This window comes from Nostoc sp. NMS2, from assembly GCF_017115105.1.
In the GTDB taxonomy this organism is placed as follows: domain Bacteria; phylum Cyanobacteriota; class Cyanobacteriia; order Cyanobacteriales; family Nostocaceae; genus Nostoc.
This window is the reverse complement of record NZ_JABXKH010000163.1, coordinates 59,252-83,213: the sequence shown is the minus strand read 5'-3', so window position 1 is coordinate 83,213 and position 23,962 is coordinate 59,252. Positions and strand designations below refer to the sequence as shown.

Sequence of the window (23,962 nt, the reverse complement as noted above, 5' to 3'; positions counted from 1 at the left end):
GTTTCTGTTTTGGCTGCGGCTCTCCCAAACTCAGACCCTCTGCCATAATCCCTCTGTCAATAGGGTTTGAGACGCGCTAACCCTGGTTGTTTAATTGATTTATAAACGGCTTTTTCATTAACTGCCTCTCCATCTTTACGCAAATAAAACCAAAATGCCTTAGTTAGTTCGTCTGCATATTCTTTTTGCTTCATGTTTAATTTAAAACTTTCTTGAAGAGGCAACCACTCGCTGTTATAAACTTCATCTCTCTCTTCAGAAGGTAACTTCATAAATATATAGTTAATATAGTTACGAACTAAATCTGCTTGGGTTAATTCTTCTCCTTTATTGTTCAAACTCTCAAAAATAAGATATGGATTATCGTTGTTATCAGAAGTAATATTTACTAATACTAAACGTTCTAAAATAATATTTTTAAATTTTGCAAAATCTAACAAAATATCATCATCTGCAAAAGGCTTCTTCAGCTTGCCATCAAAAAATTTATAAGCTTCATGTATTGCTCCTGATTGTAATTCTTTATTTTTACCCTTAGCTATCTTACTATCGATAATGCTTTTATATGCGTCGCAGTCATCCTGAGTAGGCAACACTTTATAAAAATCATCATTCTTTTGATACTTATTTATCAAAAAAAATTCATGTATCTGTTCTGCTATTTGTTTGTCAGATTTCTTGAGATAGTTTCTTAATGCCGCCAAAAGAATGCTAAGAGTTGTAAAACGTTGTTGTCCGTCTATAACAATATATCGACTTATACCATCAGCAGTTCCAAGTTTAGCTTGGGTTACTATAGGCCCAAGAAAATAAAAACCTTTTTCATCATCATTATAAAGACTCATCAAATCTTCCCACATAGTCTCCCAGTTTTCTTTTTTCCAAGAGTATGGTCGCTGAAAAAGAGGTATTTGAAACTGTTTACCACCTTCTAGTAAGTTACGGAGAGTTGTTTCTGATGCTTTCATGCTTGTTATTTGCTTTATGTATCATATACGATAATAACTAATTTTTTGTATTATCAAAGACTTCAATGTGAGGGATTTACATTAAAAAGCCCACATTAGCGGGCTTTTTAATGTAGCCACAGATCAAAATCTGGGGCATTTCATGTTAATTATTACCTACCTCGCCACAGTCGGCATACCCAAAATATCCTCAAGCCTCGGCATATCTTCCAACGCAATCACACGCCCTTCATCCTCAAAACCGGCGATTTGATCAAAGTTCAAATAGCGATACAAATCATCTGCAAAAGGATGAATTCTACTCGCCACAATATCCAAATATTCCTGCACTGTCGGCAGCCGTCCCAGCAGCGCACAAACTGCGGCTAACTCTGCTGAACCAAGATACACTCGCGCATCTTTACCCATGCGATTATTGAAGTTGCGGGTAGAGGTAGAAAATACCGTTGTGCCATCAGCAACTCGCGCTTGATTACCCATGCACAAACTGCATCCGGGCATTTCTGTTCTAGCACCCGCAGCCCCAAAAACGCTGTATACACCTTCTTCTTTTAATTGGTGTTCATCCATGCGCGTTGGTGGTGCTATCCACAGGCGAGTTTTTACTTCACCTGCACCTTCTAAAACTTTCGCTGTTGCGCGATAATGACCGATATTCGTCATACAAGAACCGACGAATACTTCTTGCACTGGATCGTTAGCAACTTCCGATAATAATTTAACATTATCAGGGTCATTGGGAGCAGCAACAATTGGTTCTTTGATTTCGTTTAAATCAATTTCAATTATTTCGGCATATTCGGCATCAGCATCGCCTTCTAATAACACGGGATTTGCTAACCATTCTTCCATTTTTGCCACACGGCGCAGCATGGTACGCGGATCGTGATAGCCCCGTGCTATCATATTTTTTAGCAGCGCTACGTTAGAACGCAGATATTCCGAAATTGTCTCTACACTCAGCTTAATTGTGCATCCGGCACAAGAACGTTCGGCGCTAGCATCAGTGAGTTCAAAGGCTTGTTCAACTTTTAAATCTGGTAAACCTTCTATTTCCAGAATTCGCCCAGAGAAAACGTTTTTCTTATTCTGTTTCTCTGCTGTCAACAAACCTTTTTGAATTGCCACGTAGGGTATGGCATTTACGACATCGCGCAGGGTGATACCTGGTTGCAATTCACCTTTAAATCTTACCAATACTGACTCTGGCATATCTAAAGGCATGACACCCAAGGCGGCTGCAAAGGCCACTAATCCCGAACCGGCGGGGAAGGAAATACCCAAGGGGAAGCGGGTGTGTGAGTCGCCGCCAGTTCCTACGGTGTCGGGTAGCAGCATCCGATTTAACCAAGAGTGGATGATACCATCACCGGGACGGAGGGCGACACCGCCACGAGAGGCAAAGAAATCGGGGAGTTCGTGATGGGTTTTGATGTCTACTGGTTTGGGATAAGCAGCTGTGTGGCAGAAACTTTGGATAACTAAGTCTGCACTGAAACCAAGACAGGCGAGTTCTGTCAATTCGTCGCGGGTCATGGGGCCTGTGGTATCTTGGGAACCAACGGTGGTAATAATGGGTTCGCAGGATGTGCCGGGACGCACACCAGGTAATCCGCAAGCTTTACCTACCATTTTCTGTGCCAAGGTGTAGCCTTTACCTGTATCAAAGGCTTGCTGGGGACGGGTGAAAACGGTGCTGGGTTCTAAACCGAGTGCAAGACGAGTTTTGTCGGTGAGGGTACGGCCGATAAGTAGGGGGATGCGTCCACCTGCGCGGACTTCATCGAGGATGGTATCAGGTTTGAGGTCAAAGGTGGAAATGACTTCGCCTGCTTCGTTTGTAATTTCGCCTTTGTAGGGATGGATGGTAATTACCATGCCGGTTTCTAGTTTGGTGACATCGCACTGAATAGGCAAAGCACCGGCATCTTCTGCTGTGTTAAAGAAGATTGGCGCGATCGCACCACCTAAAACATAACCCCCAGCGCGTTTGTTTGGCACAAAAGGGATATTATTTCCTGTATGCCACAATACGGAGTTGATGGCAGATTTACGCGAGGAACCAGTACCAACTACATCGCCCACGTAAGCTACGGGATGCCCTTTTTGCTTCAACTCAGCAATGGTTGCCAAGCTTCCCGGTTGCCGTGACTCTAACATCACTAAGGCGTGTAAAGGAATATCTGGGCGAGTTGTGGCGCTTTGGGCAGGGGATAAATCGTCGGTGTTGGTTTCGCCAGGAACTTTAAAAACGGTGACAGTAATCGCTTCTGGAACTGTGGGGCGAAGGGTAAACCATTCAGCTTCCGCCCAAGAGTCTATCACCCGCTTGGCGAAAGGATTAGTTTTAGACAACTCTAAAACATCGTGGAAGGCATCGTACACCAAGAGGATTTTGCTTAAGGCGTTGGCGGCATAGGCGGCGATGGGTTCCTTTCCTTGTCCACCCATTACCAGAGGTGTTTCGGATGAGTCTGAGAGGGATACGGTGGGCAATTGCAGCAAATCGATTAAAGATTGCACGTTGTAACCACCTATCATTGTGCCCAGCAATTGCACTGCTTCGATGGGCGCAATCAGTGGACTAGTGATTTCCTCCTTAGCAATGGCGGTGAGAAATCCAGCTTTGACATAAGCTGCTGGATCAACACCAGGAGAAACGCGATCGCTTAATAGATGTAATAATATCTCCTCTTGACCCTTTGGCGGATTTTTCAGTAATTCACATAATTCTGAGGTTTGCTTCGCATCCAATGGTAAAGGGGGAATACCGAGTTGGGCGCGTTCCGCAACATGCTTACGGTATTGTTCTAGCATTCTTGTGTTCTCCATTGGGATGTTCTCCCTTTAATTATGAAATATTTTTAGGCAATATTTGGCTATAAAAGTTTAGCTTACTTTTATGATGAAAGCATTACTGGTAATCGGTTGTTTGCAAATCTTTTTTATACTGAAAGTTTAGTTTTCGTCAACCAAATATCTTTAAACTTTCATAAAGTACGAGCAACCCTGTTTAGTGTAGCTGTAAAATCCGACTGGATTATAAATTAATTAATCTATTAATTATTTATAGCAATTCTCGATCGAGTGAGGTACAATCTTTAACTCACTTACATTGCCTTTTCGGAGAGAGGCTTTGAATTTTTTCCCCTTCTCGCTTCGGAAAGGGGGTTAGGTCTATTTCCATACCTGTATTTCACTGGATTGAAAATGCCTATATCCTTATTGTTGGTTTAACCAAGTTTTCGCGCAAGTTGTAAACTAATTTTAGGGTTGCTTACAGCAAAGAGTTTCTCAGGAGCTATCCAATTTTGAGCTAGAAAAAATTTTTAAAATTTAAATAACAACCAATGACCGTATTAATGATACTAATGATAAAGCAATATATAAAGAAGTTATTACTATTTTTGAATAAAAGAAACACTACCAATAATAAAACTACTGCTAATGTATTATTCCATGTCCACATTCTTTCTATTCTGTCTGTTCTTGTATTACTATCATTACTATGTTTGAGGCTATTTAAAATAGCAAATCCCAAAGCATCTACAAAAAGAACTGAGGCAAAGAAATAGAAAAAATTATCATATTTTTGTAAACTCAACATTGAAAATATGACGCTCTGTATTATGAATATAAAAAAACTTATCAAAAATGGTGAGAATTTTCGTTGAGGTCTCGGAGCAAATGCCGACGAACGAAGTTCTTTTGATATATACATCCAATTACCGTAGTAAAAACGTATTATATTAAATAAGAGCAAAATAAATATTGAATATTGCTGAAAATTAGCACCACTTTTAGTCTGTATATATTTCTCCAGGAATGACTGGACTGTATATGTAATAGATAAACCCATTAAAATAGATACTATTTGCTTAAGAAATTCAAGCTGGTGTTCAATCATAAAAATGTCCTCTATTTAAATTTGTCAAAAACATTTATCCTATAAATAAACTCGTTTTAAATTTAAAGGAGAATACTATTCTAATTTATCAAGAAAGGCAGAAGGGAATTCTGATTCCTGCCCTCTGCTCGTGACCGTAGAGAAACTATAGAATCTATCGTAGCTTATTGGTAAGATTGGCAATGTGTTTCCTGAGTTAATGCAAAGTTTTATTATATACCAATCCTGAATCATTCATGAAATAATAGATCCCCGACTTCTTTAAGAAGTCGGGGATCTAGACATCTTGAATGCCTCGCCCAAAATGCACTTAACTTAACTCGCTTAAACTTCCGTGCAACGGTACTAGGCGGTTATTGCATTTTCATCTGATGTTTTATCTGTGTTCGATTTCAAGCGTGTCAATCTGCTTTTACGGATACGTTCGCTGTCTCGAACGCCACCTGCCAATTCATATTCATTGCTGTTTTTGCCGTACTTGAAACCAACCCCCATCAGCATTTTGTCTGAAACCTGACTTAAGGTTTTTTCCATCTCATCCAGCTTTTTTCTAGAAGAGTCAATCATAGCTATAGCAGCGTTATAATCATCAAGCATATTGTGAAAATTGTCTATTAATTGAGTCAGATTTTGCAAGTTGTAAGTATCATTAAAATTGATATTTGGATCGATAGCTTTCAGTCCGGCAACTCTAAACTCAGCTTTTTCTAAAATCCGGGAACTACGTTTTCTTCGAGTCATAATTTTACACTTTTAAGAGCTTTACAGAGCTATTTTCTCTTAATTAACCTGTATTCTGGTTCAGCAAAAAGCGCATTTTTTTTAGCAAAACATTTTATCTATACCCGTGATTTCTCGGAATTTAATCACCAAAGGCATTTTCAGCAAAATAATATTATGTTTAAGTTGCACGAAAACTACAATGTTGTTGTGTGAGCGTAGGCATAGCCCGCACTTCGACTTCGCTCAGTGACCGTCGTAGACATCGCACTTTTAGGGATGTGGATGAAAATAAAGTACCTGATATCAACGCTCGTGGGTTTCGAGGGCTGAACGTAGTCGTTGGCGCACCCTCTCGCAGAAAAGCCCGATCTTTTGGTAGACTATTTGACCGCAAGTCCTTTACTTTGAGTCAACTGCGATCGCTTTAACTTTAAGGCTTAATGTTGTAACTTTAAGTCTTCATGTTCTAGCTTTAAGGCTTAATGTTGTAACCTTAAGGCTTCATGTTCTAGCCTTAAGACTTAATGTTGTAACCTTAAGACTCAACATTGTAACATTGACGATCAAAGTTTGTTGGTGAGTGCAATCATCGCTACATAGTGTACATTGTTGATTTACAGCGATCGCAATTCTGCCACTGAATCACAAAAAGCACCCACATCAAACCCGGGGGCTTTGAGAACTTCGCTGGTTGTACCAAATAAGCTATAAAGCGACCAAGCGGCTTTGCGTTCTGTGAGTTCAATTTTCCAAGCCACCGAACCAATGCCAAAAGGTAGACTTACAGATACAGCCTCTAAAGAAACGCGATCGCGCATATTTATAATAAGCAAATTTAACTAATTTAACGTGAGTTCGACAAGTCTTATTTGACCTCTCCCCCAACCCCTCTCCGAAGCGGAGAGGGGAGTAAAAAGCTTAATTTTTCATTGCTCCTCCCTTTCCGTTTCGGAGAGGGAGGCTGGGAGGGAGAGGTTCATCGAACTCACGTTAATTTATTTGTGTATTGTATAGTAAATAATGTTACTAACCTACAAAATGTTCAGAATTAGTTGCTATAACTATGACTCTTTAACCTAAATTTTTATAGTAACATCTGGATATTTTTAACCAATTAAGATAAACTAATAAGTTTGTCCGTTGCATCACGCTTCTTTTGTATATGTCCAAAACTTACACCGTAGAAATTAATCATCAAGGCAAAATTCATACTTTGCAAGTTCCCGAAGATGAAACGATCTTATCAGTTGCTGATGCTGCTGGTTTGGAACTGCCGAGTTCTTGCAATGCTGGTGTTTGTACAACTTGCGCCGGTCAAATCTCTCAGGGAACTGTGGATCAAACTGATGGTATGGGCGTTAGTCCAGATTTACAAAAGCAAGGTTACGTATTACTTTGTGTTGCGAAACCCCTTTCTGATTTGAAACTTGAGACAGAAAAGGAAGACATCGTTTATCAGTTACAATTTGGCAAAGACAAATAATCCGTGAACAGTTATCAGTATATCGGATGATTATTCATAACTGAATAACTGTTCACTGAACATTCCCAAATCTGATAAATAACATAAGTACTTCATCGCAACTGACATCAGCTATTCTAGAAACTACAAATCAACAGGATTTACTAAGATGACAACTCATTTTATTACCGCAGAAATTGATTTCCAAGAAACTCCGTCAGAATTACTAGAAGCAATTGAAACAGAGTTGAAGAAACAAGGCGAACCCCTCCGTTGGGCTGTTACCTCTGTGGACGTTGAGGAACAAAAAGCGACAGTTGAAGCTGTGGTGACTACAGTTAAGAGTTAAAAGCCATTCAATTTTAGATTTTAAATTTTGGATTTTGGATTGAAGGAAAAATCTAAAATCCAAAATCCAAAATCCAAAATAAGCAGAGTTAGGAGTTGATGGCTTCTGATTCATAAATTCATCACTCATAACTTAAAATGAATCGTCCCTACACAGCTATTTTAATTGTACCAACTGGCGTTGGGGCTGCCATTGGGGGTTATGCAGGAGATGCTTTGCCTGTTGCTAGAGTTATAGCACAGGTTTGCGATCGCCTAATCACTCACCCCAATGTCTTGAATGGCGCAAGTTTGTACTGGAATCTCCCTAACGCTTTCTATGTTGAAGGTTATGGGCTTGACAAATTCGCCTCTGGATGGTGGGGTTTGCGCCCAGTCCGCAGCAACAAAGTAGGTTTGCTTTTAGACCAAGGCATTGAGCCAGAGTTACGGCTACGACATATACAAGCAGCCGATGCAGTCAGAGCAACTCTGGGATTGACCTTAACAGATTATGTAATTACAGATGCACCATTAAATGTAGAATTACGGACTACAGCATCGGGAGCTAGTTGGGGAACAATTGGCAACCCGGATAGCTTATTAAGGGCAGCTGAGATATTAATTAAAAAAGCGGGGGCTGAAGCGATCGCAGTTGTTGCCCGTTTCCCCGATGATATGGATGAGGAGGCAGTACAGAAATACCGCCACGGTGAAGGCGTAGATCCTTTAGCGGGGGCAGAAGCCGTAATTAGCCATTTGCTAGTGCGAACCTTTCAAATTCCTTGCGCCCATTCTCCCGCCCTTTTGAGCGAACCTCCACAACCAGATTTGTCTCCCCGTTCCGCCGCCGAAGAATTGGGTTATACCTTTTTGCCGTGCGTCCTTGTAGGATTAAGTCGTGCCCCACAATTTATAATAGAAAAAGCAGCGATTGCATCAGATAAAGGAGATATTTGGGCAGATGAAGTGGATGCTGCGATCGCACCTGCAAATGCTTGTGGTAGCAGTGCTTTACTGAGTTTAAGCCAAAGACGATGCCAAATAATTACAGTAGAAGAAAATAAAACTCTAATCAAAGTTGCTCCTCAACCGTTGGGGATCAAAGTTATACAGGTAAACTCATATTTAGAAGCAGTAGGCGTATTAGTAGCACACAAAGCAGGCATCAACCCCTCCGCTCTCCGTCGCAAACTATCACCTTTGCAGCCAGTAATTAAAAGTTATGAGAGACGCGATTAATCGTTATGAGAGACGCGATTAATCGCGTCTGTACAAGAGTTAGGAGTTCTATTTGCCCCCTGCCCCCTGCCCCCTTCCTCCTGCTCCCTGCCCCCTGCCCCCTGCTCCCTGCCCCCTGCCCCTTCCCCTAAAAACCTGTGGTTGAACAACAAAAACAAGAGCCAGAAATTCCATATCTGACACGCATCCAAGTACTTGGGGCGATGGGAGCGACTGCAATCATTTTGTTGATAGTCGCTAAACTGTCGTTGCACTTTGGTAATTTTTCCCTATTTTCCTGGAAGTGGGACGAGAAAGATTTGCTGTTGGGTGTAGGATTGGGATTTGTCATTACCGCGTTAAGTGGCATAGCTTATCGCGTTTGGACTCCCTATCGAAAAAGTGCAGATTATTATCTAGAAGTAGTACTAAAGCCCTTAGCTTTACCAGACTTAATTTGGCTCGGTTTACTACCGGGGTTGAGTGAAGAATTGTTATTTCGCGGTGTAATGCTGTCAGCTTTAGGCTTGGATCATGGGGCTGTCATTGTATCTAGTTTTTGCTTTGGAATCTTGCATTTTAGTGGTTCTCAACAATGGCCTTATGTGATTTGGGCAACAATTGTCGGGATAATATTGGCATATAGTGCCCTGCTTACGGGCAACCTATTAGTGCCGATTGTCGCTCACATGATTACCAATTGGATTTCTAGCTATTTCTGGAAAATGTGGCAATTGCGGCAATTAAAAAATAAATTTTGAGCTTGTAGGAATTAGTGGGTAAGCGTAGCCCTAATACGGTTCGGTTAACGTTTTAATATGTCTGAAGATCTCCCCAACCCCCCTTAAAAAGCTCTCAAAGTCCCCCTTTTTAAGGGGAGCCACTGCGGTCTTGGGGTCTCCCCAAATGAAGCAAGTGGCGTGGATTTAGGGGGATCTACTACGATTTTGGTTTTCTAGAAAGATGTGTGTCACCGTAGCTTTTTAAGGCAATACGGTTCAGTTAAGAAGAATAGTAGGTTGGGTTGAGCGTAAGCGTTACCCAACAAAGCCTTGATAATGTTGGGTTTCGTTCCTCAACCCAACCTACGCCAGTTTTAGTTTTTAGCCTTAACCCAAGCGTATTGCTTTTTAAGGGGGTCGCCGCAGGCGGGGGGATCTTAACCGAACCGTATTGTTCTGCCTCCTGCCTCCTTTATTCTGCGTTCAGAAATTCTAAATATCCATTGCTGAGTTCTTTCACCGCCAAATCATAAAATTGCTTCCCGTGTTCTGGTGTTGCTAAACCAGGATTTGATCCCATGCGTCCATCTGGATAACGCACTCGAAAGTCAGCTGCACTATAAATCCTGTGTCCGCTTGCAACTTCTGGTGAAAGAGGTGCTTGCTTAATTGCCTCTGGATAAACGTACTGGGTGAGGGCTACTTCACTTGGCGTTGCATGAGAACCTTCTTGATCCCCATATAACTCTTTAGCTAACTTATATACAGAACCGCACATAAACCAGTTTGCCACTTGACACTGCACCTGTTGAGCATTGGCAATCTGCAAATCTTCTAAATGGGCATAAGTTTCAGAGAACGCCGCTTTGAGGGTGGCGATATTACCACCGTGTCCGTTGATAAAGTAGAACTTGCTAAAACCAGCTTTGGCTAAACAAGTTACATAATCTCGCACTACTTGAATTAAAGTGCTGGGACGCAGACTGATTGTGCCAGGAAAAGCAGTATGATGCAGTGCCATGCCCACATTGATTGTAGGGCCAATGATCGCTAGAGTTGCATCACCCACACCAGCTGCGATCGCTTCTGCACAAATGGCATCAGTACCAATTAACCCCGTTGGCCCATGTTGTTCTGTAGAACCAATAGGGAAAATAATCCCCTTTGACTGCTGTAAATAAGCTTCGACTTCTTGCCAAGTACTCAAATGCAGTAACATTTTTAATGATTTTCCTCAATAAAACTTCGCTAAACTCCCACTAACTTGATTATGAACTCTCTAGATTTTCTGTGGTGGCGATCGCTATGATAAATTTCAATAATAATATCCCCGACTTCGCAAAAATTGTCGGGGATCAATGACTTTCATATTTTTAGATATCTGCCACCAACTTTCTGCCAAACTTGGAGGAAATGAGACTATCTATTTTTATGAATATTATCTAGGGGATGAAATCGCAACGAGTTTTGACAGATATGGATATAAGCAATTTACCAATTATGCCACTTTATCCTACGACACTCGTTGCGACCCCCCCTATAAGAAAAATCTAAATTTATGAGGTGTTGTGAGATGTTGGTTTTGTGGATAGCCAAGAAAAGAACGGGGATCAATCTTGACTAGTGATTAATCAAAGTAATAATGCTTTTTCACATCGCTTGTAATTTCCCAGATGCAGGACATTCCAGTCGGAAAAATTACCAAATCGCCTTTACCCATTTGCACTGGTTGTCTACCATCAGGAGTAACAACTACATCGCCTTCCAAAAAGTAGCAAGTTTCTTGAGAATCATAAGTCCAAGGGAATTTTGAGACTTCCTTTATCCAAATATCCCATTTATAGACACCCAACTCATTGAGGCGTTCAAGTCTTAGGCTGATGCTCAATTTGAATTTCCATGTTGCGTTTTTCTAGTTATGTTCAGCAGTAGGATTGAATATCCTCTCCACACTGATCTACTAAATAACACAAAGCGCGAAAACGCAAGTAGACAAGTTCGTTATAAAGCGGATTAAGTTTGCACATTGGCGGAATGTGTCCTATTATGCGACCAAAAAGCTTGATATCACGCTCGAATGGACACTGAGCAGGAATCAGTTTAGCAATAAATTTCGCTAATTTCCGATTCTGAATCTCAATCTCATCTAGCCATTGACGTAATGGTTGCAATAAATCTAATTTAGGTTTAGCTAATTCCTTCTTGCTATCTGCTTGATTATTTTGTCCTAAAGGTTGAATAAAAGCAGGCAAAAAAATACGCTGATTCTTGATTTTAAGCATAGTAGTAGGCAAGGTTTTCCTTGTGTAGATGAACTATTTGCCGAATTGGAATATTACCATCTAATCTGTCAGGTCAATTTGCATTATGCTTGGAGATTATGCAGAAAAGTAAGCACAATGCAAATATTTTACATACATCTTTGGAGGGAAATTGTTTAACTAATTGTTATTTAAGCCCACCAAATGGGGAAGAACTGTCCCGTTAAATACAAAATAACAAAGAAATTATAAAAATGGCATTTCTTTAACTTATGGATTCCTAATCTTCGAGATAGCAATTTTATATATTAAATATAAATGCCTGGTTCTGAAACGGCCTAGTATCTAAAGATGGAATTTGGGGTAGAAGAAAACAGTTTAGCTCTCACCCCATATAGGCTTCGGTAGGACTAGCATCTAATATCTAGCGATTTTAGGCTATTAAATATCTATTAATCTGTCTGGTATGTTACACTAGATAACCTAAATATTATCTAATAAGTAGCACGAAATCCTTTGATAAGTTCAAGCTAATATACTTAGAAGTTATAGCATTTACAAGAGTATTTGCAATAAATGTATCGAGTGTAACCGCTTACACTAGTAGGCCCCTACCAACATATAAGACTCATATTTGATTGATTTTTGAAATGCCTAAACTTATTTCTTAAAATATCTCAAGCCATAACGATCTTGATATTTGTTGATATACTCAACATTCTGTTGCTCTAATTTTGACAGCAGTTTAGATGGAAATGCTTGTGGTGAATATATAGGACGATACCAAGGTTGGTTATTAAAGTAATTTTGTAATTCAGGAGTATCAAAACCGCGGCCGTGACTAGCAAAAATCGAATTTCGCATAATATCTAGTTCAAAACCGTCTTTACCATCTAAATCTGCATCAGTTACAAGTCTTTGGGAAAGCCATAAATAAGTGTTGACAGCTGTGGTATCAACTGGCGGTGTCGTTGGGGCAGGTGTAATTTGAGTAGGAACAGATGGGGTAGTTGGGATAAATTTAGGAGTTTTTATCACGGGGCTTGTGACAGTTGACGGTGTTTCTGAAGGTAACACCGTTTTGTCTGCTGTAGATTGAGTAGGTTTTGTTAATATCTGGCTAATAATCACAGATGCACCGATTAGCCCACCTGCAATCAAACTGCCCATAAGGATATTATTCTGACTATTACCTTGAGGATTAGGCTGTGGTTTGACAGGCAATGTCTGAGGTGGCGGTGCAGAAACTATAGTCGGTTGAGTCAAGATGGGTTGCGTTGGTGGAATTGGATTTGCTATGTTCTGCAAAGTATCCAGCATTGCTCTAGCTGTGGGGTAGCGATCGCGCGGATGATATGCGATCGCTTTATCAATCGCTCCTGCTATGATTGGACTAACATGACTCGCATACTGTCGCCACACAATTTCACCCGTCTGTGAATCCGTCTCTAGTTGTTGCGCCTGTTTACCAGTGAGTAAATAAATTATCGTCATTCCTAAACTGTATAAATCACTCGAATAAACTGGCCTACCTGCGGCTTGTTCACTCGGCATATAGCCAGGTGTACCAATCACAATCGAACTGGTAGGATTGCCTTGAGAATTTACTACGGTTCCCATTGACTCTCGGATAGCGCCAAAATCAATCAACACTGGTTTACCATCACGATGACGCACAATGATGTTATCCGGTTTAATATCGCGGTGAACGATATGCTTAGAGTGAACATAATCCAGGACGGGTAATAAATTCATGAATAATTCCTGGACAGCGCCTTCACTAAATAGCCCCTGCTTTTGAACTTTTCCAGTTAGGGTATCACCTTCAACCCACTCCTGAACTAAGTAAAATTGTCCGCCAGAGGAAAAATAGGCATACAATGCTGGAATTTGGTCATTTGCGCCACCAAGTTCTTCGAGAATAGCTGCTTCCCGTTGAAACCTCTCTTGCACCAACTGGTAAATTTGGGGATTGTTGTGAATTGGTCTTAGCTGTTTAACCACACAACGGCGCTTTGAGGGCATATAGGTATCTTCAGCTAGATAGGTTTCACCAAACCCACCAGCGCCCAGTGTGCGGATAACTTGATAGCGATCGTTCAGCAGCTGTATTGTCATGGAAGATTATAAGCGATATTCATAAAGATAGTTTTCCCAAAACAACCTTCATTTCAAATCTAGTAAACCTTCTTCTTTCAATTTAGGATTGAAGCGAATTTGCATTTGCAAACCACGCACTTCTAGTAATTGCGTTGAAATTTCTGCTTCTACTCTTCGCGCCACATTTTTAATAATTTTTATTTGTGCTAATTCATCATTAGCTGGATTTTGATATTTTGCCTGTTCTTCAGGTGTCATTATCAATTTGACATCAATAGGATGAGTCCATTTTTCCTTGTTATCCCCATTTCCCCAAGGTACACTGCCATTTTCAGCAATCCAAGCATTTTCAGTATTTTCTAAAATTGTGCGACTAGGGCGTTCAATAGTTTGAACTTTAACCCAATAGCATTGCTGTGGCTGACGGACTAAATGCTGCTTGAGGCTGAGATAAACATCACGAGAGTATCCTACAAATTGCAGCCCTTTTTCTTGGTCAAAAATAGCATATACCCCGATTTTACCTTGAAATTGTTCGGGTAATTGACCGCTATCATCAATGTAATGAATGTATTCCAGGGCAGCCAAGGAAGAAAGATTCGTTTCAAGAGCCATACATCAAATATTAAACTTACTATTTGCCTTCAGAATGGAAAAACTATCTTTCAAATTACCCATTACCGAATTTTTGGTAAATTGCACAAAGACGACTGGGTTTAAAAATTTTAGCACTAAACATGAAATTTGGTGGTACATTGATAATGGCATATTCATCAGATTCATGATACTTTTCAAATTCTGCTGGCATTCCTTTAGTTGTAGTTAAGCTATAAGGAACTGGTTGGAAAAGTAATTCTGTAAATTTAACTTGCTCACACTGCAATTGTTGACGAATTTGGTTTAAGAAAGCATCGCTTGTCAATAAATTGAATAAAGTTTCTTGGGCTTGTGCTTCAAGAGTGAAACTGCCATCAAAATTCTGGACTATTTTAAGAGACATTTTCTGTATACGTAGTTCTTAACGACTCAGTGAAAAATCATCACTTTAAGATCAGCCTATTGGATTGTGGGACTTCTGTCAGCCACTAGAGGAGGCTGGCATGATTAAGAATCATGAAGTTTAGCAGATTTTCAGGGATAGGTGATTTTTCCTTAACACTGTGCTGACAAACTTCAGTACGCAAAAAAGCAGTGAAAGCCTCGATTTACCCTATGGGTAATTCACGAATTGCCCTACAGCGTATAGATTTGCATAAACATTAACTAAGTGAATAAAAATCATTTTTTTAGTAAGAGGTAAAATAAAATACATAACAATGCCAAAATGCAAAACTACTCCAGGTAGGTTGGGTTGAAGAACGAAACCCAACATTTTCAGGGCTTTGTTGGGACTGACAAGAAATAAATTATCCAATCTTGTGGGGTGGACAAGATGTCCGCCCCACAATAAGTAGTTGAGTATTTTTTTATTTGGAAGTCCCTTAACCGAGCAGTATTGGGGCTGCACCTACACACTTAGCGCACTACGTTCTCACACAACAAAAATGAGTGAATAATCGTGATATAAAGCACAATTATCCACCCAAGCTTTAGTAAATCGGGGTTACTAAAAAAACCCAAGAAGATTATTCAAACTTGGGAAAATTAAAACCAATTAACGTGACTCAGTTCCCTGATTGGGGCTACCTGCTATACCATCCTCTCCTGGTGCTTCTGGTGTAGCACTGGGTTTAGCATCACTCTTTTCAGCATCACCAGTTTTGCGGATATTTTCGTCGATGGGGGTTTGGTAGCCGCCAGAAGAAGTAGGCGTAGTTTCTTGATTATCAGGTTTTTGTTTTTCAGCCATGATTACATTCCTAATTATTTATTCTTAGGATTATCTTAAGAAGATTAAGAGTTTGAGTACATCTATCCAGAATCTAGTTATCGCTGATTGTCCCTCTATCGGAAGTATTGTTTAGTACTACTCATATATGATGACAAAAATCTATAACTATGGAATTTGCTAACCTTAGAATGCTTGCTGTCGTTAAAGGACAACTGAGAACAGATTTGATATCCGAGATGCTTTTAAAATAGCTTTATTGATAGTTGACAGAAAATGGCAAATGATCTATATTAATCCGCTTTGATTATTGAACTCACTTGCGTAGGGTGGGAGTAGGGAGTGGGGAGTAGGGAATAAGCCTTTTCGATTGGTACTTAATTGGTTCAAAAATCAAATAGGAGTCCTATATGTGAATAATATCGTGTGATGATTATGATCCCAACTATCAAAGTGTAATTAATGAACCAGAGCAATCCATCGTTACCATCTGGATGTGTTCTTCGCAAGGCAACCTTTGCAGATAAGTGGTCGATTCGATTGCTGGTATTCTCAGCGAAACTCGACCCAACCCAATTAAACTGGCAGCAATTTTGGGTAATTGAATGCGGTGATAATCTTGTAGCTTGCGGACAGCTACGTAATTTTTCAGGGGCACAAGAACTTGGTAGTTTAGTCGTTGCATCAGCTTGGAGAGGTCGCGGTTTGGGTACTTTGCTAACGCAGCATTTGATTAATACAGCAACACAACCACTTTATCTTGAATGTTTAGGTGAACGATTGGCACAGTTTTATAGTCGCTTTAACTTTGTGCCAATATCTTTTGAAGACTTGCCACAATTTCCTAGAACAACAGGCTTGTCTACGCTCAACGATAAATTTAGATTTTCGCAATTAGCTAAAAGGCTGCTCAAAGTTCCTGTGGTATTTATGGAACATCGAGATAATTCGTAATTCGTAATTCGTAATTCGTAATTCGTAATTAAGATATATAGAACAAGGCTTGATACAAGATGTTTCCAATCTTTGACTATCTCCCATTCCCCATTCCCTATTCCCTATGTCAAATCGGAGGTTTAGCAAAAATTGTTAGTAAGACTGGCCCTAATAGATAGTGGTGATTCAAACACAATAGCCCCGCAGAAGAGCCAAGAAGTTGACGTTGATTAGGGCTGTAGAGTCTAATTCCACGAGGAGAGAGTGGCAATAATTGAGGTTCTGTCTCTTTTGTAGAAGTAATGTCAACTAAGTAGAAGCGTCCACCGGGAGAAAGTACCCGTGCTATCTCACTAACTACCTGTTTAGGTTCCAAATAGTGCAAGAAGCTGATAGTGCTGAAAACAGCATCAAATTGACCATCAGCAAAGGGAAGAGACTCAGCTTTGCCCTCAATGTAAATTAAACGTGGACGGTGGTGGTTGCTCTGTCTTGCTAACCGCAACATATTAGCAGAGAAATCCAATCCAGTGCCTTGCAGGTCGGGAAACTGAGTAGCAAGGCGCTCAAGTAAGCGCCCAGTACCACAACCGATATCAAGTACATTTGCTGGCTTTGGTAAATCGACGTACTCTAGCAACCGTTTGTGAACGGCTCGATAAAATACTGAAGGAAAGAGCCAGTCGTAACTTGGTGCCCATCGGTCAAAAAGTAGCTTTTTGTTACTTAAGAAGTTATCAGTCATAAGTTTTCGCAGCTTCCTTAAGGCTTGATGCTTTTTTAGGGTAAGTTTAGCTGCGCCTCCAAGAATTTGGTTCTAGTTTTGCAGTCCGGCATATCTAGCCTAGCGTTTGGCACAATATAGCGGTTCTCAACCCAGTGAGGTACAGCTTTAAGTCGGTTGGCGCAATTAAAGCTAACTGGCGGAGGCTGTCATTTGTTCTTTGTCACTTGTACTGAGCGACTTGTGCCGAGCGAAGTCGAGGTAAGTCGAAGTATTGGTCATTAGTAAGGGCTTTAAGCCTATTTACGTTTCGTAACATAATTTGGTTTATTTCTACCAACTTACTTAGCCGATTCATTTGTTGCAAAAGTTTTTGGAAATGGAATAAATTATCAGGAATTTTGATCCTTGAATGTGTAGTTTACAGTGTACCTAGAGACTCATTCTATCTTTGTAGAGAACGAACGAACTAGGAATCAGTGCATAAAACTATAGAACCTAAGTGTATGTATTCATAGAGGTTCAAATACAACAAACTCAATCTAGTTTGAAATTATTAAGGTTAAAAATTATGACAAGTTTTACTCAAGTCCGGTTACACAATGATTTACTGCACCCAGTGCGCGAGTGGTTGGAAACGATAGAAATTCATAACTCCAAATTGGCTCATTTCTTGTGCAAAGCTATTCCTGCCCAGTGTCCCTTTGAGCAAGATATCAAGCTGTTTGGTCGGAAGCTATTTCACATTCCTCCGATGTGTAAATTAAATCCCCTATACGAGGAAGTAGTTGGTTTGCGTTTTAAAGCGCTCTGTTATCTTGCCGATGAATGCGGTGAAGATGTCACAGCCTACTGCTAATAGTCAGTTTGATCGTTCTTTGATTAAGCAGCCATCGGTATTTGCAAATATACTGTTGTTACTTACTCAGGTTTATACTAAGCTAACGTACACCTAATTTAGATGTTTGGCTATGTAAGTAGCTGACACCTCCCTAAAGTGTTTCCAGACCGGATTGTTGCTTACCGTACCCTGCTGAAATCATTAACATCATCATGACGCACATCTTACTGGTTGAAGATGAAGTCAAACTGGCGCGATTTGTCGAATTAGAATTAAATTATGAAGGCTATCAAGTCAGTATTGCCTACGATGGATTAACTGCACTCACCGCAGCGCGTGAGTTACATCTAGATTTAGTAATTGTAGACTGGGTGTTGCCTGGCTTATCGGGGTCAGAAATTTGCCACCGCCTGCGAAGTATTAGTGATAAATTGCCCATAATCTTATTAACTGTTAAAGATGAAGTAAGCGATCGCATTATAGGCTTAGACGCTGGTGCTGATGATTACCTCGTTAAACCCTTCAGCGTTGATGAATTATTAGCCAGAGTTGGCGCTCACCTGCGAAGAAATCGGCAAGTAGACGGCGCAGATGTTTTAGAATTTGAAGACCTGAGTTTAAATCGTCGCACGCGCCAAGTGTACCGAGATTGCAGGTTAATTGAGTTAACTGTTAAAGAATTTGATTTACTGGAATATTTACTGGCCCATCCACGACAGTTAATTACCTGCGATCGCATTTTACAAGAAGTTTGGGCTTACGACTTCATGGGCGATGCCAACATCATCGAATTTCATATCCGCTACCTGCGTCTCAAACTTGAAGCCAATAACGAAAAGTGTCTCATTCAAACTGTGAGTGGTGTCGGTTACACATTGCATGATTGAATTTGGGAATTGGGAATTGGGAATTAATTGGGCATGAATGAAGAGACAAGGGAGACAAGGAAGAGGGGGGAGACAAAGAAGAGACTATTCAATAATTCCCCCTTGTCCTCCTTGTCCTCCTTGTCTCTCAGCTCCCTCATCCCCCTTGTCTCCCTCATCTTCCTTTCAGTATCAAATAACGGTAAAACCCCAAAGCTTTCTATTTTAGAAAGCTTTGGGATTTTTGGCAATCTGAGTAAAAACTCATCCAACTTAGGGTTAATTATATTAGGATGCACAAAGCTGTCATAATCCAAAATCCAAAATCCAAAATTGCATGACCTATCTAGAAACAGCAGCGCAATTCTACCGCGAAGTTGCCGAAACCCCGCAAGTTGGACTTTGTTGTGTGCAAAGTACACCCCTGCAACTACCAGGGTTGAAAATTCCTTTGGCTATGCAGGAAATGAACTATGGTTGTGGCACTAGTGTTCACTCCACCGAACTAGGAAAGCAACCTACTGTGCTTTATGTCGGCGTTGGTGGCGGCTTAGAAGCGTTGCAATTCGCTTATTTTTCCCGCTATGCAGGTGCTGTAATTGCCGTTGAACCGGTTGGAGCCATGCGGGAAGCAGCCGCACGCAATCTGGAAATTTCTGCTCAAGAAAACCCGTGGTTTGACACGAGTTTTGTAGAAATCCGCGAAGGCGATGCTTTTAACTTACCCGTTGCTGATGCTAGCGTCGATATCGTGGCGCAGAATTGCCTTTTCAACATCTTTGAACCAGAAGATTTAAACCGTGCTTTAAAAGAAGCCTATCGGGTATTAAAACCAGGCGGACGTTTGCAGATGAGCGATCCCATTGCCACTAGTCAAATTCCAGCACATCTTCAACAAGATGAACGACTCAGAGCTATGTGTTTATCAGGCGCACTCACATATCAAGAGTATACTGAACGGATTACAAATGCTGGTTTTGGTCAAGTTGAAATTCGCGCTCGTCGTCCTTATCGTTTACTAGATTCCCAGACTTATAATTTAGACGAACACCTACTTTTAGAAAGCCTGGATTCTGTCTCTTTTAAAGTTGCTATTCCAGAAGATGGTGCTTGTATTTTCACGGGAAAAACAGCAATTTATGCTGGCTCGGAACCCTTCTTCGACGACTCAGCCGGACATTTACTCCAGCGAGGTATTCCCGCAGCCGTGTGTGATAAAACTGCTGCTAAACTTGCCGCTATCAAGTCAGCAGAAATAATTGTTACCAAGTCAACCTGGCACTATAGCGGTGGTGGTTGCTGTTAATTGCTTAAGAAAGAATTCAGGAGTCAGAATAATTCTGTGCGACTGGGGAATGAATGTAAAATTTGAATATTTCACTCATTGCATTCTGGATTCTGAATTCTCGATTATGACTTCTTCCTTTATAACCCCAAAATGTTGTTAATTAGTTTATTTATCGCTACGCTTTTTTTAGCATATTCTAATGGTGCCAATGACAACTTTAAAGGGGTGGCAACGTTGTTTGGTAGCCGAACCAGCAGCTATCAAACAGCAATTTTGTGGGCAACTTTCACAACTTTTGGTGGTGCAGTCACCGCAACTTTTTTAGCAAGTACGCTAATTAAAAACTTCTCTGGTAAAGGACTACTGCCTGATGCGATCGCTAATGCACCAGAGTTTCATATCGCAGTTGCGATCGCAGCTGGTTTAACTGTACTAATAGCCACCCTCATGGGGTTTCCCATTTCCACAACTCACAGTCTAACAGGTGCGCTGGTTGGCGCTGGATTAGTTGCGATCGGACTCAAAGTTAATTTTGCAGTTTTGGGAACTTCCTTTGTTTTGCCTTTATTTCTCAGTCCGATCATTGCTATTCCCTTCGGAGCAGGAATTTACAGCTTATCTGGCTATATCAATTCCAAATGGAACCTACCAGTCAATCAGAAAATGATTGATACTTGCCATTTTCTCAGCGCTGGAGTTGTGAGTTTTGCAAGAGGATTAAATGATACCCCCAAGATTTCCTCACTCATTCTAGTTATTGAGTATTTTTCAGTTCAGGGAGGAATGATCACGATTGCGATCGCAATGGCACTTGGCGGTTTACTCAACTCCCAAAAAGTTGCTATCACCATGAGTGAAAAAATTACCTCATTGAATCATCCCCAAGGCTTATCAGCAAATATAGTCACTGGAATTCTAGTCATTGCAGCTAGTCTGTTTGGACTTCCTGTTTCCACTACTCATGTTTCAGTTGGTTCTATTTTTGGAGTCGGTTTGACTGAAAAAAAAGCCAATATGCGTGTTTTTTATCAGATATTATTATCGTGGATTTTAACTTTACCTACTGCTGCAATTATTAGTGGAATAATTTACAGATTATTACAAAGTTAGAAAAAGTGAATATATTTTTGCCATATTTAAGGAATAATAGCTAATGCAAACTCAATCAAAAGTTACACCATTTAAAAATAAACTAAATTCCCCTTTGACAAAAAAGGGGATAACTGTTTTACAAATTAATCTAGGTAAGCGTTGTAACCTTGCATGCACACACTGTCATGTCGAAGCTGGGCCAAAACGTATAGAAGAACTTTCACCTGAAGTTTGCGAACAATTGATTTCGCTAATCCATAAATTTCCCGAAATTCAAATTGTGGATTTGACTGGTGGCGCACCAGAAATGAATTATGGATTTAAGCCATTAGTAGAAGCAGCAAGAGCAACCGATAAGCAGGTAATTGTCCGGTCTAATTTGACTATTTATTTTGAAGATGGATTTGCTGATTTACCAGAATATTTTGCTCAACACCAAATAAGAGTTGTGGCTTCCCTACCCTGCTATTTAGCAGATAATGTTGATAAAATGCGCGGTTCTGGCGTTTTTGATAGTTCAGTCAAAGCTTTACAATGGCTTAACCAACTTGGCTATGGTAAAGATGAAAATTTAATTTTAGACTTGGTATTTAATCCTCAGTTACCCACTACTGAAAAATTTTCTTTAGCTCCTGAACAGACCAACCTATCACAAGATTACAAAATGTTCTTACAAGAACATTTTAATATTGTCTTTAACAACCTCTTCACCATTACCAACCTTCCAGTTGGTAGAACCAAAATACATTTAGAACGGAGAAAACTGTCCAGTAGCTATTTACAGTTTTTAGAGTCAAATTTTAATCCTGGCACGGTTGAACATTTGATGTGCCGCGATCAACTTTCAATTGACTATCTCGGAAATGTATATGATTGTGACTTTAACCAGATGATGAATTTGCCTGCAAAAACTGACAATGATGAAAGCTTAACAGTTAGCAAATTGCTAGAAGCTGGCAGTCTAGACGTGATTAATGAGATCCAAACTGCTGCTTATTGCTATGGTTGTACTGCTGGGTGTGGTTCTAGTTGTGGTGGTGCTTTGCTCTAATCGGATGTTTGAAAAGTCATCTTGTCGGTATTAAAAATGCCAAGTAGGTTGGCGCAATTAAAGCTAACTGGCAAGAACATGAATTGCTGAGTTTCCCACATACCGGATTTTTTTATGGAGATGTCTATTGCCTATTTTCCCGTCTCCAGTTGCTCCCGTTGCTTACCATACTCCCGCAGCTGTTTTAACAAGACTTCTTGGGATGAGTTAGGGATGGATGAACTGGGGGTTGGTTGAAGATTGATGTCACTACTTTCAAAATTAGCAGGTGAAGGATTAACTCTATAGACGGGTAGCAACTTGTCATTAGATATTGCTTGTTGGGTTGGTGCTGGAGTGGGAATTAGATTATTTGATTTACTCACAGCAGCTTTTACCGAATCTAGAGTAGTAGCAACTTGTACTTGTTGCTGCATCTCTTGTGTAGAAGAGACTAAACCACTTAAACCATTCACCAATTGCCGCAAATTTTTTCGGAAATTAGGATCGCCTGTCAATTCATCCAAATCAGATGTAATTTTTTGGGTATTTTCAAAGGTTACTCGTGCTGAATCTAAAGTTTGTTGCAGCAGCACCGCATTCTTGGGATCGTTTAAGGTTTTAGAAGCATCGCGTAAATTAGCTGAGGCTTGCGCTGCATTTGCTGAAAGAGCTTCTAAATTGTTGATTAATTCTCCTTGAGTCAATCGATTGACAGATGGTGATAGGCTACTGACTGTAACACGTAGTTGGTTGCTGGTTTCGGTGATATTATTTAAAGCGCCAACCAGCGAAGAACGATTTGTTGTCAACAGATTATCCAGGTTGTTGAGCAAACGATTTGCTTGAGTTGCAGTTGCACCGAATTTATTTACTGTTTGATTTGCGGATGTATTAAGTTGGTTAGTCGCTCGTTGCACTGAATTAGCAGTAGCTGAAAATGTATTTAATTGTTGTCGCAAGCTTTTAGTCAAACCTTGTAAATCCTGACTTAGCTCAGTAAAACTGGATGCTGCACCTGTGGTAGTTTCTAGAACCCTATTGATATTTCTATAAAATTTGGGGTTATTGTATGATGAGGCTAAATCAGTTGAACTGCGAATTAATTCATCAACACTGATGCCAATCTGACCTTTTAAGTGAGAGCCATTACAGACAATGAGATTGGAATCGCAACTTTTATCAAGGGGTTTACCAAGTACAACCCCAGCAGGTAAAGTTGTTTTTGGTGTAATGTCGATAATGCTTTCGCTAATTAATCCACTTTGATTAGCTTCCACCACGACATTCCGGGGGATAATTAAGTCAGTTTGGGCAATTTCAATTTCTATATCAATAGCATTCGCTTTTGGTAGAACCTGAGAAATAGTTCCTACTTTAACACCTCGATAGCGAACTATTGCTCCCTTTTGCATTCCGCCAGCGTTAGCAAATTCCACAATAATTTTGTATGAGCGGCCAGCAGCAGTAAATCTATTTAACCACAGAAAGAGTAACCCAAATACTCCTACTCCTAGCAGAAGCAACAATCCCACAGAGCCTTCTCTAAATGTTCGCCCAGACGCGAAGCGGCTTGTCATAAGACCTCGCATATTTTTCCTCCACCCAATAATTAGTTATGAGTTAGGAATTATGAGTTGGGAATTATAAGTTGAGAATTATTAAG

At 40.3% G+C, this 23,962-nt stretch carries 23 protein-coding genes and 2 pseudogenes; 11 read left to right on the top strand and 14 right to left on the bottom strand.

Features of this window, described 5'->3' with window-relative positions; all coding sequences use genetic code 11:
* Positions 1-56: 56 nt before the first annotated feature.
* The 3 genes from HWQ36_RS30125 to HWQ36_RS30115 all read right to left on the bottom strand — a co-directional run bounded on the left by HWQ36_RS30125 (position 57) and on the right by HWQ36_RS30115 (position 5,616).
* A complete protein-coding gene (locus HWQ36_RS30125) occupies positions 57-968 on the bottom strand; it encodes a DUF262 domain-containing protein (protein WP_292709661.1) in 912 nt (303 codons plus the stop codon).
* A gap of 156 nt (positions 969-1,124) precedes the next feature.
* Positions 1,125-3,785 (bottom strand): bifunctional aconitate hydratase 2/2-methylisocitrate dehydratase, encoded by a 2,661-nt coding sequence (acnB, locus tag HWQ36_RS30120; RefSeq protein ID WP_292709665.1) that lies wholly within the window; start codon positions 3,783-3,785, stop codon positions 1,125-1,127.
* Positions 3,786-5,220: 1,435 nt separating this feature from the next.
* Positions 5,221-5,616, bottom strand: a complete 396-nt coding sequence (locus tag HWQ36_RS30115; protein ID WP_292709659.1) for a hypothetical protein — start codon at positions 5,614-5,616, stop codon at positions 5,221-5,223.
* 191 nt (positions 5,617-5,807) lie between these two features.
* Here HWQ36_RS30115 and HWQ36_RS30110 point away from each other — a divergent pair, with 191 nt between their 5' ends.
* Positions 5,808-6,026, top strand: a complete 219-nt coding sequence (locus tag HWQ36_RS30110; protein ID WP_292709657.1) for a hypothetical protein — start codon at positions 5,808-5,810, stop codon at positions 6,024-6,026.
* Positions 6,027-6,233: 207 nt separating this feature from the next.
* Here the strand turns inward: HWQ36_RS30110 and HWQ36_RS30105 are convergent.
* Positions 6,234-6,416: pseudogene (locus HWQ36_RS30105) on the bottom strand (hypothetical protein); the annotation flags it as partial.
* A 344-nt stretch (positions 6,417-6,760) separates the two neighbouring features.
* Between HWQ36_RS30105 and HWQ36_RS30100 the strand changes: the two are divergent.
* From HWQ36_RS30100 to HWQ36_RS30085, 4 genes are all read left to right on the top strand, one after another.
* Entirely contained in the window at positions 6,761-7,081 is a 321-nt protein-coding gene (locus tag HWQ36_RS30100; RefSeq protein ID WP_292709655.1) for a 2Fe-2S iron-sulfur cluster-binding protein, read from the top strand.
* A gap of 148 nt (positions 7,082-7,229) precedes the next feature.
* On the top strand, positions 7,230-7,409 hold the full coding sequence (locus HWQ36_RS30095) for a hypothetical protein (protein ID WP_292709653.1): 180 nt from the start codon (positions 7,230-7,232) through the stop codon (positions 7,407-7,409).
* A 137-nt stretch (positions 7,410-7,546) separates the two neighbouring features.
* The gene (locus tag HWQ36_RS30090) at positions 7,547-8,629 is read left to right on the top strand and encodes a DUF3326 domain-containing protein (RefSeq protein WP_292709652.1); all 1,083 of its coding nucleotides are present in this window, start codon (positions 7,547-7,549) and stop codon (positions 8,627-8,629) included.
* A 137-nt stretch (positions 8,630-8,766) separates the two neighbouring features.
* Positions 8,767-9,369 (top strand): CPBP family intramembrane glutamic endopeptidase, encoded by a 603-nt coding sequence (locus HWQ36_RS30085; protein ID WP_292709651.1) that lies wholly within the window; start codon positions 8,767-8,769, stop codon positions 9,367-9,369.
* 433 nt (positions 9,370-9,802) lie between these two features.
* On the opposite strand, the gene HWQ36_RS30080 is transcribed toward HWQ36_RS30085, so the two are convergent.
* The 7 genes and pseudogenes from HWQ36_RS30080 to HWQ36_RS30050 form a co-directional block, all read right to left on the bottom strand.
* A complete protein-coding gene (locus HWQ36_RS30080; RefSeq protein WP_292709650.1) occupies positions 9,803-10,549 on the bottom strand; it encodes a creatininase family protein in 747 nt (248 codons plus the stop codon).
* Between the two features lie 408 nt (positions 10,550-10,957).
* A pseudogene (locus tag HWQ36_RS30075) lies at positions 10,958-11,231 on the bottom strand (cupin domain-containing protein).
* 21 nt (positions 11,232-11,252) lie between these two features.
* Entirely contained in the window at positions 11,253-11,612 is a 360-nt protein-coding gene (locus HWQ36_RS30070) for a Mo-dependent nitrogenase C-terminal domain-containing protein (RefSeq protein ID WP_292709648.1), read from the bottom strand.
* A gap of 639 nt (positions 11,613-12,251) precedes the next feature.
* Positions 12,252-13,709, bottom strand: a complete 1,458-nt coding sequence (locus tag HWQ36_RS30065) for a YARHG domain-containing protein (RefSeq protein WP_292709647.1) — start codon at positions 13,707-13,709, stop codon at positions 12,252-12,254.
* A 48-nt stretch (positions 13,710-13,757) separates the two neighbouring features.
* Complete coding sequence (locus HWQ36_RS30060; protein WP_292709646.1) at positions 13,758-14,306, bottom strand: GIY-YIG nuclease family protein; 549 nt, start codon at positions 14,304-14,306, stop codon at positions 13,758-13,760.
* Positions 14,307-14,361: 55 nt separating this feature from the next.
* Positions 14,362-14,691, bottom strand: a complete 330-nt coding sequence (locus HWQ36_RS30055; protein ID WP_292709645.1) for a hypothetical protein — start codon at positions 14,689-14,691, stop codon at positions 14,362-14,364.
* A gap of 654 nt (positions 14,692-15,345) precedes the next feature.
* Complete coding sequence (locus HWQ36_RS30050) at positions 15,346-15,540, bottom strand: hypothetical protein (protein WP_292709643.1); 195 nt, start codon at positions 15,538-15,540, stop codon at positions 15,346-15,348.
* 441 nt (positions 15,541-15,981) lie between these two features.
* Between HWQ36_RS30050 and HWQ36_RS30045 the strand changes: the two genes are divergently transcribed.
* Positions 15,982-16,473: a GNAT family N-acetyltransferase gene (locus HWQ36_RS30045; RefSeq protein WP_292709641.1), complete on the top strand. Its 492-nt coding sequence runs from the start codon at positions 15,982-15,984 to the stop codon at positions 16,471-16,473.
* A 109-nt stretch (positions 16,474-16,582) separates the two neighbouring features.
* On the opposite strand, the gene HWQ36_RS30040 is transcribed toward HWQ36_RS30045, so the two are convergent.
* Positions 16,583-17,200, bottom strand: a complete 618-nt coding sequence (locus HWQ36_RS30040; RefSeq protein ID WP_292709639.1) for a class I SAM-dependent methyltransferase — start codon at positions 17,198-17,200, stop codon at positions 16,583-16,585.
* 550 nt (positions 17,201-17,750) lie between these two features.
* Between HWQ36_RS30040 and HWQ36_RS30035 the strand changes: the two genes are divergently transcribed.
* The gene (locus HWQ36_RS30035; RefSeq protein ID WP_292709637.1) at positions 17,751-18,038 is read left to right on the top strand and encodes a Mo-dependent nitrogenase C-terminal domain-containing protein; all 288 of its coding nucleotides are present in this window, start codon (positions 17,751-17,753) and stop codon (positions 18,036-18,038) included.
* Positions 18,039-18,232: 194 nt separating this feature from the next.
* Positions 18,233-18,907 (top strand): response regulator transcription factor, encoded by a 675-nt coding sequence (locus HWQ36_RS30030; protein ID WP_292709635.1) that lies wholly within the window; start codon positions 18,233-18,235, stop codon positions 18,905-18,907.
* 23 nt (positions 18,908-18,930) lie between these two features.
* On the opposite strand, the gene HWQ36_RS30025 is transcribed toward HWQ36_RS30030, so the two are convergent.
* Positions 18,931-19,203, bottom strand: a complete 273-nt coding sequence (locus tag HWQ36_RS30025) for a hypothetical protein (protein ID WP_292709633.1) — start codon at positions 19,201-19,203, stop codon at positions 18,931-18,933.
* A gap of 20 nt (positions 19,204-19,223) precedes the next feature.
* Between HWQ36_RS30025 and arsM the strand changes: the two genes are divergently transcribed.
* The 3 genes from arsM (at position 19,224) to arsS (ending at position 22,317) form a co-directional block, all read left to right on the top strand.
* Complete coding sequence (gene arsM / locus HWQ36_RS30020; protein WP_292709631.1) at positions 19,224-20,192, top strand: arsenosugar biosynthesis arsenite methyltransferase ArsM; 969 nt, start codon at positions 19,224-19,226, stop codon at positions 20,190-20,192.
* Between the two features lie 132 nt (positions 20,193-20,324).
* Entirely contained in the window at positions 20,325-21,284 is a 960-nt protein-coding gene (locus HWQ36_RS30015; RefSeq protein WP_292709629.1) for an inorganic phosphate transporter, read from the top strand.
* A gap of 43 nt (positions 21,285-21,327) precedes the next feature.
* On the top strand, positions 21,328-22,317 hold the full coding sequence (gene arsS, locus HWQ36_RS30010; RefSeq protein WP_292709627.1) for an arsenosugar biosynthesis radical SAM (seleno)protein ArsS: 990 nt from the start codon (positions 21,328-21,330) through the stop codon (positions 22,315-22,317).
* 131 nt (positions 22,318-22,448) lie between these two features.
* On the opposite strand, the gene HWQ36_RS30005 is transcribed toward arsS, so the two are convergent.
* The gene (locus HWQ36_RS30005; protein WP_292709625.1) at positions 22,449-23,888 is read right to left on the bottom strand and encodes an MlaD family protein; all 1,440 of its coding nucleotides are present in this window, start codon (positions 23,886-23,888) and stop codon (positions 22,449-22,451) included.
* Positions 23,889-23,962 lie beyond the last annotated feature (74 nt).

Coding starts and splice junctions, on each gene's coding strand:
- HWQ36_RS30125 (WP_292709661.1), bottom strand. CDS start 968: ATGAAAGCATCAGAAACAACTCTCCGTAACTTACTAGAAGGTGGTAAA.
- acnB (WP_292709665.1), bottom strand. CDS start 3,785: ATGCTAGAACAATACCGTAAGCATGTTGCGGAACGCGCCCAACTCGGT.
- HWQ36_RS30115 (WP_292709659.1), bottom strand. CDS start 5,616: ATGACTCGAAGAAAACGTAGTTCCCGGATTTTAGAAAAAGCTGAGTTT.
- HWQ36_RS30100 (WP_292709655.1), top strand. CDS start 6,761: ATGTCCAAAACTTACACCGTAGAAATTAATCATCAAGGCAAAATTCAT.
- HWQ36_RS30095 (WP_292709653.1), top strand. CDS start 7,230: ATGACAACTCATTTTATTACCGCAGAAATTGATTTCCAAGAAACTCCG.
- HWQ36_RS30090 (WP_292709652.1), top strand. CDS start 7,547: ATGAATCGTCCCTACACAGCTATTTTAATTGTACCAACTGGCGTTGGG.
- HWQ36_RS30080 (WP_292709650.1), bottom strand. CDS start 10,549: ATGTTACTGCATTTGAGTACTTGGCAAGAAGTCGAAGCTTATTTACAG.
- HWQ36_RS30070 (WP_292709648.1), bottom strand. CDS start 11,612: ATGCTTAAAATCAAGAATCAGCGTATTTTTTTGCCTGCTTTTATTCAA.
- HWQ36_RS30065 (WP_292709647.1), bottom strand. CDS start 13,709: ATGACAATACAGCTGCTGAACGATCGCTATCAAGTTATCCGCACACTG.
- HWQ36_RS30060 (WP_292709646.1), bottom strand. CDS start 14,306: ATGGCTCTTGAAACGAATCTTTCTTCCTTGGCTGCCCTGGAATACATT.
- HWQ36_RS30055 (WP_292709645.1), bottom strand. CDS start 14,691: ATGTCTCTTAAAATAGTCCAGAATTTTGATGGCAGTTTCACTCTTGAA.
- HWQ36_RS30050 (WP_292709643.1), bottom strand. CDS start 15,540: ATGGCTGAAAAACAAAAACCTGATAATCAAGAAACTACGCCTACTTCT.
- HWQ36_RS30045 (WP_292709641.1), top strand. CDS start 15,982: ATGAACCAGAGCAATCCATCGTTACCATCTGGATGTGTTCTTCGCAAG.
- HWQ36_RS30040 (WP_292709639.1), bottom strand. CDS start 17,200: ATGACTGATAACTTCTTAAGTAACAAAAAGCTACTTTTTGACCGATGG.
- HWQ36_RS30035 (WP_292709637.1), top strand. CDS start 17,751: ATGACAAGTTTTACTCAAGTCCGGTTACACAATGATTTACTGCACCCA.
- HWQ36_RS30030 (WP_292709635.1), top strand. CDS start 18,233: ATGACGCACATCTTACTGGTTGAAGATGAAGTCAAACTGGCGCGATTT.
- arsM (WP_292709631.1), top strand. CDS start 19,224: ATGACCTATCTAGAAACAGCAGCGCAATTCTACCGCGAAGTTGCCGAA.
- HWQ36_RS30015 (WP_292709629.1), top strand. CDS start 20,325: ATGTTGTTAATTAGTTTATTTATCGCTACGCTTTTTTTAGCATATTCT.
- arsS (WP_292709627.1), top strand. CDS start 21,328: ATGCAAACTCAATCAAAAGTTACACCATTTAAAAATAAACTAAATTCC.
- HWQ36_RS30005 (WP_292709625.1), bottom strand. CDS start 23,888: ATGCGAGGTCTTATGACAAGCCGCTTCGCGTCTGGGCGAACATTTAGA.